Genomic DNA, 12,481 nt, shown 5'->3' with positions numbered 1-12,481 from the left:
GCGTTGGGGGGCGAAGCCCCCCTAAAACCTGAGTACCTGATTTACCTGAAAGACCGCAGCGGTCTTATTGGGGCTGCTGCGCAGCCCAACGCGGGGCAAGCCCGCTCACCACAAAAACGGGCCTGTCCACCACAAAACAGGCCTGCTCACTACAGAAAAACAGGCCTGCTCACTACAGAAAAACAGGCCTGTTCACCACTGACACAGATCTGTCCACCACAGAAAACAGGCCTGCTCATCACAACCAGTCCGCTTCCCCATTTTGCTCTGCGGCGCGCCGTTACCAGCGATACGTCAGCGAGCTGACCAGCTGGCGCTCGTCGCCGTACCGGCAAATTGCGAACTCGCAGTAGGTGTAGCGTTTGTTGGTGACGTTGTTGGCGTTGAGCGCGACTTCCCAGTGCGGGTCGATTTCGTAGCTGGCGCGGGCGTCGTACAGGGTATAGGCGGGCATGGAGGAAGGCACGCCGGAGGCCTGGGTGGTGCCTTTGTAGCGGGCGCCGCCGCCGATGCGCAGTTGCGGGATTCCCAGCGCCGCCAGGCGATAGTCGGCCCACAGGGCCGCCTGGTGGTAGGGCGTGTCTTCGCTGCGTTGGCCGATTTCGCGGGCGATATCGCTTTTGGTGATGCGCGCGTCGATGTAGGCGTAGGAGGCAATCAGGCTGAGGTCGGGGGTGACCTCGGTCTTGGCTTCCAGTTCGAAACCACGCGAGCGCACTTCGCCGACTTGTACCGAAAAGTTGATATCGGTGCGGTCCTGGCTCAGGACGTTTTTCTGCTCCAGCTGGTACACCGCCGCACTCAGCAGGGTCGCGCTGCCTTCGGGTTGGTAGCGGATACCGATTTCATACTGCTTGCCCTCGGTGGGCACAAAGCTTTCGCCGGCCTTGTTGGTGCCGGCTACCGGGAAGAAGGATTCGCTGTAGCTGATGTAGGGCGCCAGGCCATTGTCGGCCTTGTACACCAGCCCCGCGCGCCAGGTGGTGGCTTCATCGCTCTGGCTGCTCTTGGCCGAATTGCGGAACAGTTCGGTGTCCTGGTCCGCCCAGTCATGACGGCCGCCGAGCAGCAGGATCCAGCGTTCATCGAACTTGATCTGGTCCTGGAAGTAGATGCCCTTTTGCAAGGTGTCGATCTGCGAACCACGGTCGGTGGCCGGGTTGCGATTCACCACCACCGGCTGCCCATACTGGTAGGTGGCCAGGTTCAACGGCTGGGCGGCGCCGCGGAAATTGTGCGAGTCGTAGCTGGTGTCGTAGCCATCAAAGCCCAGCAGGAACGTGTGCTGCCAGTCTCCAAACTGCCACTTGCTCTCGATATTGGTGTCGCTGGCCAGGCCCCGCGAGCGTTCACGGCGGTCGCTGTATTGGCGCTGCAGGATGCCGGTGTTTTGCGCGTTGGTGATGTTCTGGCCGCCGATGTTGACCTGCAGGTAGCGCCACGTCACATCCGACTGGTAGTAGCGCAGCTTGTTGCTGATGCGTGTGTGCTCATCGAAGCGGTGTTCGAACTCATAGCCCAGCGCCGACATCTCGCCGTTCATTTCGTCGTAGTCGGGCTCGCCGATAAAGTCGTGGCGGCCGATCTGGAATTTGCCGCTGCCGACGCCCTTGGTCAGTTGATAGGGCAGCGGCGCGGAGAAGCCGGTCTCGGTCTTCTGGTAGAACGACAGCAGGGTCAGCGAGGTGTCGTCATCCGGCCGCCAGGTCAGGGCCGGGGCGACGTAGACCTTGTCGTTGTTGATGTGGTCGGCGGCGGTGTCACTCTTGCGGTCGAGCAGGGTCAGGCGGTAACTCAGGGTGTCGCTGTCGCCCAGCGGGCCGGTGAAGTCGGCGGACAGTTGCTTGCGGTTGTTCTGTCCGGCTTGCAGGTTGACCTCGTGGTAGGGCGTCTGGCTGGGACGCTTGCTCACGGTATTGATCAGGCCGCCCGGCGACAGTTGCCCATACAACACCGACGCCGCGCCGCGAATCACCTCGGCGCGTTCCAGGCCATAGGGCTCCTGCACGCCGTCGTAGGAGTTGTTCTGCAAACGCAGCCCGTCGCGCAGGGAACCGCCGGTGGCAGATTCGACGTCGAAGCCGCGAATGCGGAAGCGGTCCGAGGTGCGGTTGAAACTGGTCGGCTGGCTGGTGAAACCCGGCGTCAGGTCGAGGGTTTGCGAGAGGGTTTCCGATTGGCGGTCACGGATCTCGTCGCTGGTGACCACCGACAGCGATTGCGGGGTTTCGATGATCGGCGTGTCGGTCTTGGTGGCACTGAGGTTGCGCGTGGCCACGTAACCCTTGACGTGTTCGGTGCTGCTTTCTTCGGTCAGTCCCGTGATCGCAGTGGGGCCCAGCTCCAGCGAACCGCTGGTGTTGATCGGTACCAGCACGTAGCCATTTGCCCCTTGCACGGCCTGCAAACCGCTGCCGCGCAGCAGTTGGGCGAACCCCTGGGCAATTGCGAAGTCACCGTGCAGGCCGGCAGTGGTCAGGCCGGCGACGGTCTGGCTGTCGAACAGCAGCGCCACATGCGCCTGTTGCGCGAACAGGTTGAGCGCCGGGCCGAGGGGGCCGGCAGCGATCGCATACCGCGCCGCCTCTTGTGCCGCCACCGGGCTGCAGAGGCCCAGGCTCAGCGCAGCAAGGCTGGCCAGGTTGATCGCCAGGGCGAGGGGCAACGGAGAACGCTTGAAGTGGCGCGGCATGGAAGAAATTCCTGTTATTGAGGTGCTTTCTTCCTTGACGGGGCAACCCTGAAAAGCGGAACCCGGCACGCGAAACTATTTTTCGTGGCGTTCGATCTGCAGCCACAACGGGCTGAACGCGCGGATGCGCACCGGCAGGCCATCGGCAATTAACTGCAGCGCACGGCGCGGGTTATCCAGCGGCAATACGGCTGACACGCGCAGGTCGGCCAACTGCTGGCGATCAAACTGCACATGGCCGCCATATTGGCGCGCCAGTTCGTCGAGCACCTCCGGCAGGGGCCGGTCCTGCACCACCAATTGATGGTGTTTCCAGGCGTCGTCGGTGGCGCGCGGGTCGATTTTGCCCAGCACCTTCACGGCATCCGGGGTAATGCGCGCCTGTTGGCCGGCGCTGACGTGCACGGCCTGATGCTGGCTGGCGTCGGTGGCCGCGACGGTCGATTCAAGCATGCTCAGCAAGGTGCCCGGCGCCTCGCGCCTGACCGTAAAACGTGTGCCGAGCGCGCGCATCTGGCCGTCGTCGGTCACCACCGTAAAGGGGCGCGTCGCATCGTGGGCGACTTGCACCAGGATTTCGCCGCGCAGCAAACGCACCTGGCGCTGCTGGCCGTTGAAGGTCAGGTCCACGGCGCTGTTGCCGCTCAAGGTCAGTTGCGAGCCATCTTCCAGGGCGACCTGCTGCCATTGCGCCGGCGCCGTGCGCTGGTCGGCCAGCCAGTAGCTCGGCGGGTACGCGCGCAACGCCAGGGCCACCGGCAATGCCACCAGCAACCCCAGCAGCACGCGCCCGGCCGGGTTGCGCCGGCGCACGCGGGCGGCTTCCAGCGCGGCTTGCACCGAGGCCTGTTGCGGGCGCAACGCCTGCAAGCGCCCGACAAACCCTTGCAGGCGCTCGAAAGCCGCCGCGTGGCGTGGATCGGCCGCTTGCCAACGCTCGAACTGCTGCTGTTCGCGCTCGCTGAGGTTGCCCTCATTGAGGCGGATCACCCAGTTCGCGGCCTGCTGGTCGAGGTCGGTGCTCATATGTCCAGCGCGTGGTTGCAGTGCATCAGCGCATTCATCAGGTGCTTGCGCACCATGCGCTCGGAAATCCCCAGGCGGCTGGCGATCTCGCTTTGGCGCAGGCCTTCGAGGAAGTACAGCAGGAACGCCTGCCGCGCATTCAGCGCCAGGCCGTCGAGCACAAAGGCGATCTGTTCCAGCGCTTCCAGGGTGACGAGGATCTCTTCCGGCGACTGCTGGCACTGCTCCATCATCTCGATGGTCAGGGCCAGCTCGCGCAGGTAGGCGTCTTCCAGCTGGCGCCGGCGCGCGCGGTCGATGATCAGGTGGCGCGCGGTGGTGGTCAGAAACGCACGCGGTTCGCGCATTGCGCCGAGGGCATCGCGGGACGCAAGGATGCGCAGAAACGTATCGTGGGAAAGATCCGCAGCGTTTTGCGGGCAACCGAGCTTTTTGCGCAGCCAGCCGAACAGCCAGCCATGGTGCTCGGCGTAGAGCGCATGGACCGCCTGATTCAAGGGAAGGTTGCTGGCCGACATGGAAAGATACGTCTGCGGATAAGAATTATTCGCAAGATTAGCGGTGTGCCATCAGCGAAAGCAAGCGTGGCCGGTGCCGAACGCTGTATTTATCTTGGCACTGCTGATAAACAGGGCGTGTCATCCATCAAACCGCTACTCGCTGCCGTTGAGTCAGAAGCCTCCCTCATGAAGCGTCATTTCGAAGATTTGCAGCTGGGCAGTATCGAGCTGTTTTGCCTGGCAGCCGAAGCCAGCAGTTTCACCGCCGCCGCGCAGGTCGCCGGCGTCACCCCGGCCGCCGTGAGCCGCAGCGTCTCGCGCCTGGAAGAACGCCTGGGCTCGCGGCTGTTTGTGCGCACCACCCGCAGCATTCGCCTGACGGACAGCGGCCGGACGTTTTTCGAGCAATGCCGCCAAGCCCTGACCCAACTGGTGGAAGCCCAACAGGAAGTGATGGGCGCGCAGTCCGTGCCTTCCGGCCTGCTGCGCATCAGCATTCCGACCACCTACGGCCATCATCGCCTGCTGCCGCTGCTGCCGAAGTTTCGCGAGCTGTACCCGCAGGTCACGGTGGATATCCACATCAGCAACCGCAATATCGACTTCGTCGCCGAGGGCTATGACCTGGCCGTGCGCGTACGCGCGCAACCTGATTCATCGTTGATCGCACGCCTGCTGGAAGATGCCGAACTGGTGGTGGTGGCCGCGCCGTCCTACCTGCAACGCGCCGGTACCCCACAGACGCTGGAAGATTTGCCTACCCACGAATGCATCCAGTACGAACTGCCGAGCAATGGGCGCCGCATCCCGTGGTTGTTCCAGGTGGACGGCAAGGCGCAGGAGTTCGCGGGGGAGGCGGGGTACAGCTGTTCCGACGATGTCCTTGGCGGCGTGACCCTGGCCAAGCATGGGGCGGGGTTGTTCCAGACCTACAAGTTCATCGTCGAGCAGGAATTGGCGGACGGCAGCCTGGTGCAAGTGCTGCAGGCGTATGGCGGCCGTTCGCGGCCGTTTACCCTGCTGTATCCCCATGGGCGCTATGTGCCGCACCGGGTGCGCGCGTTTGTGGATTTTCTGATGCAGCACCGGGATGCAAAGGCGGCGCGATAGAGGCGGCGAGATCCCAGCCCAGCATGAGCTGGCTGATCGCCGCGTCGAGGGTCGCATGGGGCACGTTGTCCCGGGCCAAGATCGACACCCCCTGCAGGAAACTGTCAAACACGCTCGCCATTACCGCCGGTTGAGTGTGCTGCGGCAACTGGCCGAGCCGCATCGCCCGCTCCACACACGCGACGATCCCCGCCCGCGTGCGCAGCCGCGACTGGGTCAATGCATCGGCCACGCGTGCATTCTCCGGGCTCGGCGCGCTCATCACGCCCAACGCGACCATGCAGCCCTTGGGGTGCCCGTCTTCACACTGCATGCGCACCGACTGGCGCAGCGCGGTTTCCACCGCCTTGCGCGGCAACAGGGTTTCGTCCCACAGGCATTCGGTGACCTGGGCGTAGGTCGCCAGGTAGCGCTGCACGCACTCATCGAATAGCGCTTCCTTGGAGCCAAACGCCGCATAGAAACTCGGCGCGGAGATACCGCCACCCAAGCCCGCCTTGAGCTGGGCCAAAGACGTGGCGTCGTAGCCGTGCTGCCAGAACAGGTGCAACGCCTGTTCCACAGCCTGTTCACGGTCGAAAGTGCGGGGGCGGCCCATTTGTGCCATGTCGGGTCTCCGGTGGGGAATGAGATAAATACTAGTCGATATATAAGTCGTTGACAACGCGCAGCGACTGCCCGCAACATTTATATCGATCAGTATCTAAGTCTTGCCCAAGGAGTATCCCGTGACGCCCTCACTGACCCTATCGGCCTCGTCCGAACGTTTGCCCATCGGCGCCTTGCTCGCGCTGGCCATGACCGGCTTCATCTGCATCGTCACCGAAACCCTGCCTGCCGGCCTGTTGCCGCTGATCAGCGACGGCCTGGCGATTTCGCCGTCGATGGCTGGGCAAATGGTCACCGCCTACGCGCTGGGCTCGGTGCTGGCGGTGATCCCCATGACCATCGCCACCCGTGGCTGGCGCCGGCGCAATGTGTTGCTGCTGACCATCGTCGGCTTCCTGCTGTTCAACTCCATCACCGCGTGGTCGTCGCACTATGGCGTAACGCTGGTAGCGCGCTTCTTCGCCGGTGTCGCGGCGGGGCTGGCCTGGAGCCTGCTGGCCGGTTACGCCCGGCGCATGGTCGCGCCGCACCAACAAGGCAAGGCACTCGCACTGGCGATGGTCGGCACGCCGATTGCGCTGTCGCTGGGTGTGCCGCTCGGCACCTGGCTCGGCGGCCTGGTGGGCTGGCGCACCACGTTCGGCCTGATGTCCGGCGTGAGCCTGGTGCTGATTGCCTGGGTGCTGGTGAAAGTCCCGGACTTCGCGCCCCAGCCCGCGCATCAACGCGTGTCGCTGGGCAAGGTGCTGACCACGCCGGGCGTGCGGCCGGTGCTGGCGGTGGTGATCAGTTGGATGCTCGCTCACAACATCCTCTACACCTACATCGCCCCGTTCGTGGCGCCGGCCGGCCTGGCCGAGCGCGTGGACCTGGTGTTGCTGGTGTTCGGCATCGCCGCGTTGGCCGGTATCTGGATCACCGCCCGGCTGGTCGAGCCGCTGCTGCGCAACACGGTGCTGGCGAGCCTGCTGCTGTTTGCCGGCGTGAGTGTGGTGTTCGGCCTGCTGGGCAATCTGCCGTCAGTGATCTACCTCGGCGTGGCAGTCTGGGGCCTGAGCTTCGGCGGCGCCGCGACTTTGCTGCAGACTGCCCTGGCCGATGCGGCGGGAGATGGCGCGGACGTGGCGCTGTCACTCAACGTGGTGGCCTGGAACAGCGCGATTGCCGGCAGCGGCGTGGTCGGGGGTGTGTTGCTGGAGAGCTGGGGCGTGGCGGCGTTTCCGTGGGCGATGCTGGGGTTGATCGGGGTGGCGCTGGTGCTGACTTGGGCGGCCCGTGCCCATGCCTTCAAACCGGGGGCGCGGGGAGCGGGTAAACCTGCGGCTGTCGGGCACTAATCTGACTTTAGCTAGTCCATAATCCTCGAAATATCATCCACTTGGCTCCGCGCGCCGGAGCCTGCCGCTTTATTCCCTTTCGAAGATTTACCCATGCACCTACGCAATATTGCAGTCGGGCTGTCTGCCCTGTTTTTGTTCTCCACCACCGTTGATGCCCGCACCCCCGCAAACCCCTACACCCCTTCGGAACAACGCGCCTCTTTTGACGGATGCGCAGAACTTTTCCCGGCGAAAAATCCGATCAACACGGCGACTGTCCCGGCGGCGATGAAACCGCTGGCGCTGTGTTCGGACACCTTTGCGGTGCTGTACTCGCAAACCAGCAAGACCCCTCTGGTGGTGGTCGAGCGCCTCAACGCCGCGCAATTGCAGGAGGCCAAGGGCGAGGAACGCACCAACCAGTTCTACCCCGACCCGCGTATTCCCAAAGGTGGCCGTGCGGAGTTGAGCGACTACCGCAGCCAGCACCCGGCCGTCGACCGTGGCCACCAGGCGCCTGCCGCCGACGCGCCGAACGCGCACGCCATGGCGCAATCCTTCGCGCTGTCGAACATGGTCCCGCAGGACCCGACCAACAACCGCAAGATCTGGAGCAAGGTCGAAGCCGACGTGCGCAAATTCGCCAAGCGCGCCGGCGGCGATGTGTATGTGTTCACCGGGCCGCTGTTCGACCCAGGCTACGGCACCATCGGCGACAACCGGGTGTGGGTGCCGACGCGCCTGTTCAAGCTGGTGTACGACGCTTCCAGCCAGCGTGCCTGGGCCTACGTGCTGCCCAACGCCGAAACCCGCATCCAGAAGCCGATGGACTACGACACGTTCGTGAAGAGCACCGGGCTCAAGTTGTTGGGGAATCTCCCGGTGTCGGGCTCGGTGGGGCGGACGTAATCGAGGCAGGCCGATCCAGCTGGCGCTTGATCGTGTAGACCGCCACCCCCACCGCGAGGATGCCTGACACCGCGCCGACCACCAGCGCCCAGCGCGGCCCCAGGTGGTCGGCGACCCAGCCGACGATGGGCGCGCCGATGGGCGTGCCGCCCAGGGCCACGCCGACGCGCAGGGCGATCACGCGGCCGCGCATCGCCGGTTCGGTGGTGAGTTGCATCAGGCTGTTGGTGGTGTTGCTGAAGGTCATCGCGCCGACGCCGATGATCACCAGCGCGACCGCGAATAACCAGTAGTTCGGCGCCAGGGCCGCCAGGGTGCAGCCCACGCCGAAGATCGCGGCGCCATTGAGCAGGGACTTGAACTGCGGCCGTTCGCGACCGGCGGCCAGCAGTGCGCCGGCGATGGTGCCGATGGCCAGGGTCGAGGTCAGCAGGCCGTAGCCGCGTGCATCGGTATGAAACGCGGTCACGGCCATGGTCGAGATGAAAATCGGGAAATTCATGCCGAAGGTGCCGATCAGAAACAGCATCAGCAGAATCGCCTTCAAGTCCGGCCGCGCCCACACATAGCGCAGGCCTTCGGTGAGGCTGCCTTTGGTGCGCAAGGCTCGCACCTTGGCGTGCTGCCCCGACACCCGCAGGAAGAACAGCGAGGCCAGCACCGCAAAAAAACTGCTGCCATTGAGCAGGAACGCCCAGCCGGTGCCCACCGACGCGATGGTCAGGCCGGCCACCGCCGGACCGATCATGCGTGCCATATTGAACGAGGTGGAATTAAGCGCGATGGCGTTGGACAAATCCTTCTCGCCCACCAGCTCCGCGACGAAAATCTGCCGCACGGGCGCATCGAACGCCGAGGCGCAGCCGGACAGGAACGCAAACACGTACACGTGCCACAGCTCGACAAACCCGGTGATGGTGAACACCCCCAGCGTCAGTGCCAGCAGGCCCATCACTGCCTGGGTGACGATCAGCAGCTTGCGCTGGTCGTAGTGGTCGGCGGCGAACCCGGTCCATGGCAGCAACAACAATTGCGGCCCGAATTGCAGCGACATGACGATGCCGACAGCGGCGGCGTTGTGCGGGGTGAGCTGGGTGAGCACCAGCCAGTCCTGGGCGGTGCGCTGCATCCAGGTGCCGATGTTGGAGACCAGCGCACCGGCGGCCCAGATGCGGTAGTTGGGGCTGCGCAGGGAGCGGAAGGTGCCGAGGAAACTCATGGCGTTATTCGTTCCCCCGGGTGTCGAGCAGATCAATGATGGCCTGCGTGGTGCCCGACTCGCCCAGGCGCGGGAACACGTGCTGGAGGCTGTAGGCGTGGGCCTCGGGGTTGGCATCGGTCATTGCATCGATGGCGAGCGTCACGTTGAAACCCAGCTCATAGGCCTGGCGCGCGGTGGCTTCGACCCCGGTGCCGGTGGCCACGCCGGTGACCACCACCTGCGTAACGCCGAGGGCCTTGAGACGGGCCTCGAGGTCGGTATTGGCGAACGCGCCCCAGCTGCGTTTGGTCACTCGCAGGTCAGTGGGTTGTGGGTTGAGTTCGGGGATCAGCTCGGCCCAGTCGGGCGGCAAGGCATCGCTGCGCCGTGGTCGCTCGGTGCGTCCTGGCGCAAAGCCTGTGACGTTGACCAGCACCACCGGCAAATCGCGCGCGCGGAAGGCATCGAGCAGTGCGCGCGAGCACTGCACCACCTCGCCGATCGGGTGCATGAAGGGATAGCCGATGATGCCGTGTTGCAGGTCCACGATGATCAGTGCGGTTGTTGCATCCAGCGAGGTGACAGCCATGCTATTTCCTCAAGCGGGTAGGGGGAGTCAAAAGTCGGCGAGGCGCTCCAGCAGTTTCACCGCGGCGGCGAGTTCGTCTTGTTCCTGGGGCGACAGTTGTTCCTGCAGCGCGCGCAGCAGCCAATCGTCTTTGGCCGCGCGGTTTTCGCTCAGGTGTTTGCGAAAGCCCGGCGTGAGACTGATCAGCGTCTGCCGGCCGTCGCTTGGGTCCGGCTTGCCGCTCACGGCCTGCATCACTTCCAGCCCGGCCACGGTGATGCGCATCGACTGCGGCTTGACGCTTTCGGCGCGGGCGAGGGCAGAAACGGTGCTCGGGCCATCGCGATCCAGGCGCAGCAGCACGGACTTTTGCGCGGTGGTGAAATCATCAGGATGGGTTTGCTCGCGCAGGCGGCGGATCAGCTTGCCCAGGGAGATACGCAGCTCGGCGGCCAGGGTGGCGGCGGAATGCGATGAGGGGGTGGCGGGTGGTTTAGTCATGCTGAAACCGTAGCATGGGTACAGGAAAACTGTACAGTTTAGCTGTATTAAATTTTTTTCATGTGGGGTGGGGGAGGGCGAGCAGTTTCTCTGTGGGGAATGGATTTGTTGTAGCGAGCGAGCTCCCTGTGGTGAGCGGGCTTGCCCCGCGTTGGGCTGCGTAGCGGCCCCAAAGCCATCCCCTGAGTCGTAACTGACACACCGCATTCTGCTGGATTGGGGCTGCTGCGCAGCCCAACGCGGGGCAAGCCCGCTCACCACAAGGGATGATCGCTTGCCACAGAGGGTCGGCTGGGGACTCTTGGTTCCAGGGCATGATCAGTTCCCTCCTGATCATGCGTATTAGCCTGTAAACCATGTCCCCGGTTAGAAATGTAAACGATGTCCCCGGTTTGTACCGGGGCAAGCCCGCTCGCCACAAAGGGTGATCACTCACCACAAGGGATGACCACTCACCACAAAAGATGAGCACTCATCACAACAAGCCTGCTCACCACAAAAGATGAGCACTCCCCACAACAAGCCCGCTCACCACAGAAGACGATCGCTCCTCACAAAAAAGTCTGTCAGGCACAACGCGCCCCCCGCGTGCCCTGGGTTTATACTCGTCTCCCTCGCATTCAACCCCTTCACACCGAGATACCCCATGAGCAGTTCTCTCCCTCTCGCCCCCGCGCGCACGCCTGTTGCGCCGTTGGTGGCTTTTATCATCCTGGTGCTTGGCGCCCTGTTCCTGCAAAACAGCGTGGGCTCGCGCCAGGTGTTGTTGCTGGTGGTCGGCGCGGCGCTGGGCCTGACCCTCTACCACGCCGCCTTTGGTTTTACCTCGGCCTGGCGGGTGTTCATCAATGATCGGCGCGGCGCCGGCCTGCGTGCGCAAATGGTGATGCTTGCGGTGGCGGTGCTGCTGTTCTTCCCGGCGCTGGGGGCGGGCACGTTGTTCGGGCAGCCGGTGGTCGGGCTGGTAGCGCCGGCGGGCGTTTCCGTGGTGTTCGGTGCGTTTATTTTCGGCATCGGCATGCAGTTGGGCGGCGGGTGTGCGTCCGGCACGCTGTTCACCGTGGGCGGCGGGAATGCGCGCATGCTGGTGACGCTGTTCTTCTTCATTTGTGGCTCGTTGATCGCCACGCACCATGTCGACTGGTGGTTTGCACTGCCGGCGTTCCCGGCCGTGTCCATCGTCAAGAGCTTCGGCGTGGTGCCGGCCTTGATCCTCAGCCTGGCCGTGTTCGGCCTGATTGCAGCTGTCACCGTGCGCTTGGAAAAACGCCGTCATGGCCAACTCGAAGCCGGCGTGACCAGCGAGCACCAGGGCCTGCGCCGCTTCCTGCGCGGGCCGTGGCCATTGGTGTGGGGCGCGATTGGCCTGGCGCTGCTCAACTACGCGACCCTGGCACTGGCCGGGCGGCCGTGGGGGATTACCTCGGCGTTCGCATTGTGGGGCGCCAAGGTGGCAAGCGGATTGGGCGTGGATGTGGCCAGCTGGGCGTTCTGGCAGATGCCGGGCAACGCCAAGGCGCTGGCCGCGCCTGTGTGGGAAGACATCACCAGCGTCATGGACATCGGCATCGTCCTCGGTGCGCTGCTGGCTGCCGGCCTGGCCGGGCGTTTTGCCCCCAGCCTGAAAATCCCGGCGCGCTCGCTGGTCGCGGCAGTGATCGGCGGCCTGCTGCTCGGCTACGGCTCGCGCCTGGCCTACGGCTGCAACATCGGCGCGTACTTCAGCGGCATCGCCTCAGGCAGCCTGCATGGCTGGGTGTGGCTGGTGGCGGCGTTTATCGGCAATAGCGTGGGCGTGCGCCTGCGGCCGTTTTTCTTTGCCGGCGAGCGGCCACAGGTGGCGTTGAGCGGTTGCTGAGTCACGCCTCGGGGGAAAGGCTGGGCTCCTGGGCCGCTTCGGCCGCCAGCTTTTCCCGATCCGCCTTGCTGATATAGCGGTCCTTGCTTTTCGGCGCCAATTTGGCGCTGGCCTTCTTGGCCTTGGCCTTGAACAGCTGCTGGAGTTTTTTCTGGCGATTCATCGGTTTTTACCTGGTGGATACAGGC

13 protein-coding genes are annotated in these 12,481 nt (G+C 64.3%); 5 read left to right on the top strand and 8 right to left on the bottom strand.

What is annotated here, in order from left to right; all coding sequences use genetic code 11:
• On the top strand, positions 1–306 hold a 306-nt coding region (locus tag QMX97_RS10495), incomplete at its 5' end, for a hypothetical protein (RefSeq protein ID WP_282396878.1).
• On the opposite strand, the gene QMX97_RS10490 is transcribed toward QMX97_RS10495, so the two are convergent.
• The 3 genes from QMX97_RS10490 to QMX97_RS10480 form a co-directional block, all read right to left on the bottom strand.
• Complete coding sequence (locus tag QMX97_RS10490; RefSeq protein ID WP_201145572.1) at positions 281–2,692, bottom strand: TonB-dependent siderophore receptor; 2,412 nt, start codon at positions 2,690–2,692, stop codon at positions 281–283. The two genes, QMX97_RS10495 and QMX97_RS10490, sit on opposite strands and share 26 nt — an antisense overlap.
• A gap of 75 nt (positions 2,693–2,767) precedes the next feature.
• Positions 2,768–3,718, bottom strand: coding sequence for a FecR family protein (locus QMX97_RS10485; RefSeq protein ID WP_282396877.1), 951 nt, complete (start codon positions 3,716–3,718; stop codon positions 2,768–2,770).
• A complete protein-coding gene (locus QMX97_RS10480; RefSeq protein ID WP_120449255.1) occupies positions 3,715–4,236 on the bottom strand; it encodes a sigma-70 family RNA polymerase sigma factor in 522 nt (173 codons plus the stop codon). The genes QMX97_RS10485 and QMX97_RS10480 overlap by 4 nt, the downstream gene beginning before the upstream one ends.
• A gap of 168 nt (positions 4,237–4,404) precedes the next feature.
• Here QMX97_RS10480 and QMX97_RS10475 point away from each other — a divergent pair, with 168 nt between their 5' ends.
• Entirely contained in the window at positions 4,405–5,328 is a 924-nt protein-coding gene (locus tag QMX97_RS10475) for a LysR family transcriptional regulator (RefSeq protein ID WP_282396876.1), read from the top strand.
• Here the strand turns inward: QMX97_RS10475 and QMX97_RS10470 are convergent.
• Entirely contained in the window at positions 5,231–5,935 is a 705-nt protein-coding gene (locus QMX97_RS10470) for a TetR/AcrR family transcriptional regulator (protein WP_120449253.1), read from the bottom strand. The genes QMX97_RS10475 and QMX97_RS10470 overlap by 98 nt on opposite strands.
• Before the next feature lie 121 nt (positions 5,936–6,056).
• On the opposite strand from QMX97_RS10470, the gene QMX97_RS10465 reads away from it, so the two are divergent.
• Together QMX97_RS10465 and QMX97_RS10460 are read left to right on the top strand one after the other, a co-directional pair.
• Positions 6,057–7,274: an MFS transporter gene (locus QMX97_RS10465; protein ID WP_282396875.1), complete on the top strand. Its 1,218-nt coding sequence runs from the start codon at positions 6,057–6,059 to the stop codon at positions 7,272–7,274.
• Between the two features lie 93 nt (positions 7,275–7,367).
• A complete protein-coding gene (locus QMX97_RS10460; RefSeq protein WP_282396874.1) occupies positions 7,368–8,165 on the top strand; it encodes a DNA/RNA non-specific endonuclease in 798 nt (265 codons plus the stop codon).
• Here QMX97_RS10460 and QMX97_RS10455 read toward each other — a convergent pair.
• Genes QMX97_RS10455 through QMX97_RS10445 form a run of 3 tightly spaced genes read right to left on the bottom strand, consistent with a single transcriptional unit; the run spans position 8,116 to position 10,435 of the window.
• Positions 8,116–9,384 carry an MFS transporter gene (locus QMX97_RS10455; RefSeq protein WP_106803119.1) on the bottom strand — a complete coding sequence of 423 codons (1,269 nt, stop codon included), beginning with the start codon at positions 9,382–9,384 and terminating at the stop codon, positions 8,116–8,118. The two genes, QMX97_RS10460 and QMX97_RS10455, sit on opposite strands and share 50 nt — an antisense overlap.
• A 4-nt stretch (positions 9,385–9,388) precedes the next feature.
• The gene (locus QMX97_RS10450; protein ID WP_282396873.1) at positions 9,389–9,955 is read right to left on the bottom strand and encodes an isochorismatase family protein; all 567 of its coding nucleotides are present in this window, start codon (positions 9,953–9,955) and stop codon (positions 9,389–9,391) included.
• 27 nt (positions 9,956–9,982) lie between these two features.
• Positions 9,983–10,435 (bottom strand): MarR family transcriptional regulator, encoded by a 453-nt coding sequence (locus tag QMX97_RS10445; protein WP_282396872.1) that lies wholly within the window; start codon positions 10,433–10,435, stop codon positions 9,983–9,985.
• A 646-nt stretch (positions 10,436–11,081) separates the two neighbouring features.
• On the opposite strand from QMX97_RS10445, the gene QMX97_RS10440 reads away from it, so the two are divergent.
• Positions 11,082–12,293: a YeeE/YedE family protein gene (locus QMX97_RS10440; RefSeq protein WP_120449247.1), complete on the top strand. Its 1,212-nt coding sequence runs from the start codon at positions 11,082–11,084 to the stop codon at positions 12,291–12,293.
• A gap of 1 nt (position 12,294) precedes the next feature.
• On the opposite strand, the gene QMX97_RS10435 is transcribed toward QMX97_RS10440, so the two are convergent.
• Entirely contained in the window at positions 12,295–12,456 is a 162-nt protein-coding gene (locus QMX97_RS10435) for a DUF2986 domain-containing protein (RefSeq protein ID WP_065904377.1), read from the bottom strand.
• Positions 12,457–12,481: the final 25 nt, after the last annotated feature.

The sequence above is a fragment of the Pseudomonas sp. PS01298 genome (assembly GCF_029959745.1).
Lineage (GTDB): Bacteria > Pseudomonadota > Gammaproteobacteria > Pseudomonadales > Pseudomonadaceae > Aquipseudomonas > Aquipseudomonas aylmerensis.
The sequence above is the reverse complement of the archived record's forward strand: the minus strand, read 5'-3'. Positions and strand labels throughout refer to the sequence as shown.

Bases quoted from the DNA above. Each gene is read 5' to 3' on its own strand.
- QMX97_RS10455 (WP_106803119.1), bottom strand. From the start codon at position 9,384: ATGAGTTTCCTCGGCACCTTCCGCTCCCTGCGCAGCCCCAACTACCGC.
- QMX97_RS10450 (WP_282396873.1), bottom strand. From the start codon at position 9,955: ATGGCTGTCACCTCGCTGGATGCAACAACCGCACTGATCATCGTGGAC.
- QMX97_RS10480 (WP_120449255.1), bottom strand. From the start codon at position 4,236: ATGTCGGCCAGCAACCTTCCCTTGAATCAGGCGGTCCATGCGCTCTAC.
- QMX97_RS10460 (WP_282396874.1), top strand. From the start codon at position 7,368: ATGCACCTACGCAATATTGCAGTCGGGCTGTCTGCCCTGTTTTTGTTC.
- QMX97_RS10470 (WP_120449253.1), bottom strand. From the start codon at position 5,935: ATGGCACAAATGGGCCGCCCCCGCACTTTCGACCGTGAACAGGCTGTG.
- QMX97_RS10475 (WP_282396876.1), top strand. From the start codon at position 4,405: ATGAAGCGTCATTTCGAAGATTTGCAGCTGGGCAGTATCGAGCTGTTT.
- QMX97_RS10445 (WP_282396872.1), bottom strand. From the start codon at position 10,435: ATGACTAAACCACCCGCCACCCCCTCATCGCATTCCGCCGCCACCCTG.
- QMX97_RS10440 (WP_120449247.1), top strand. From the start codon at position 11,082: ATGAGCAGTTCTCTCCCTCTCGCCCCCGCGCGCACGCCTGTTGCGCCG.
- QMX97_RS10435 (WP_065904377.1), bottom strand. From the start codon at position 12,456: ATGAATCGCCAGAAAAAACTCCAGCAGCTGTTCAAGGCCAAGGCCAAG.
- QMX97_RS10490 (WP_201145572.1), bottom strand. From the start codon at position 2,692: ATGCCGCGCCACTTCAAGCGTTCTCCGTTGCCCCTCGCCCTGGCGATC.
- QMX97_RS10485 (WP_282396877.1), bottom strand. From the start codon at position 3,718: ATGAGCACCGACCTCGACCAGCAGGCCGCGAACTGGGTGATCCGCCTC.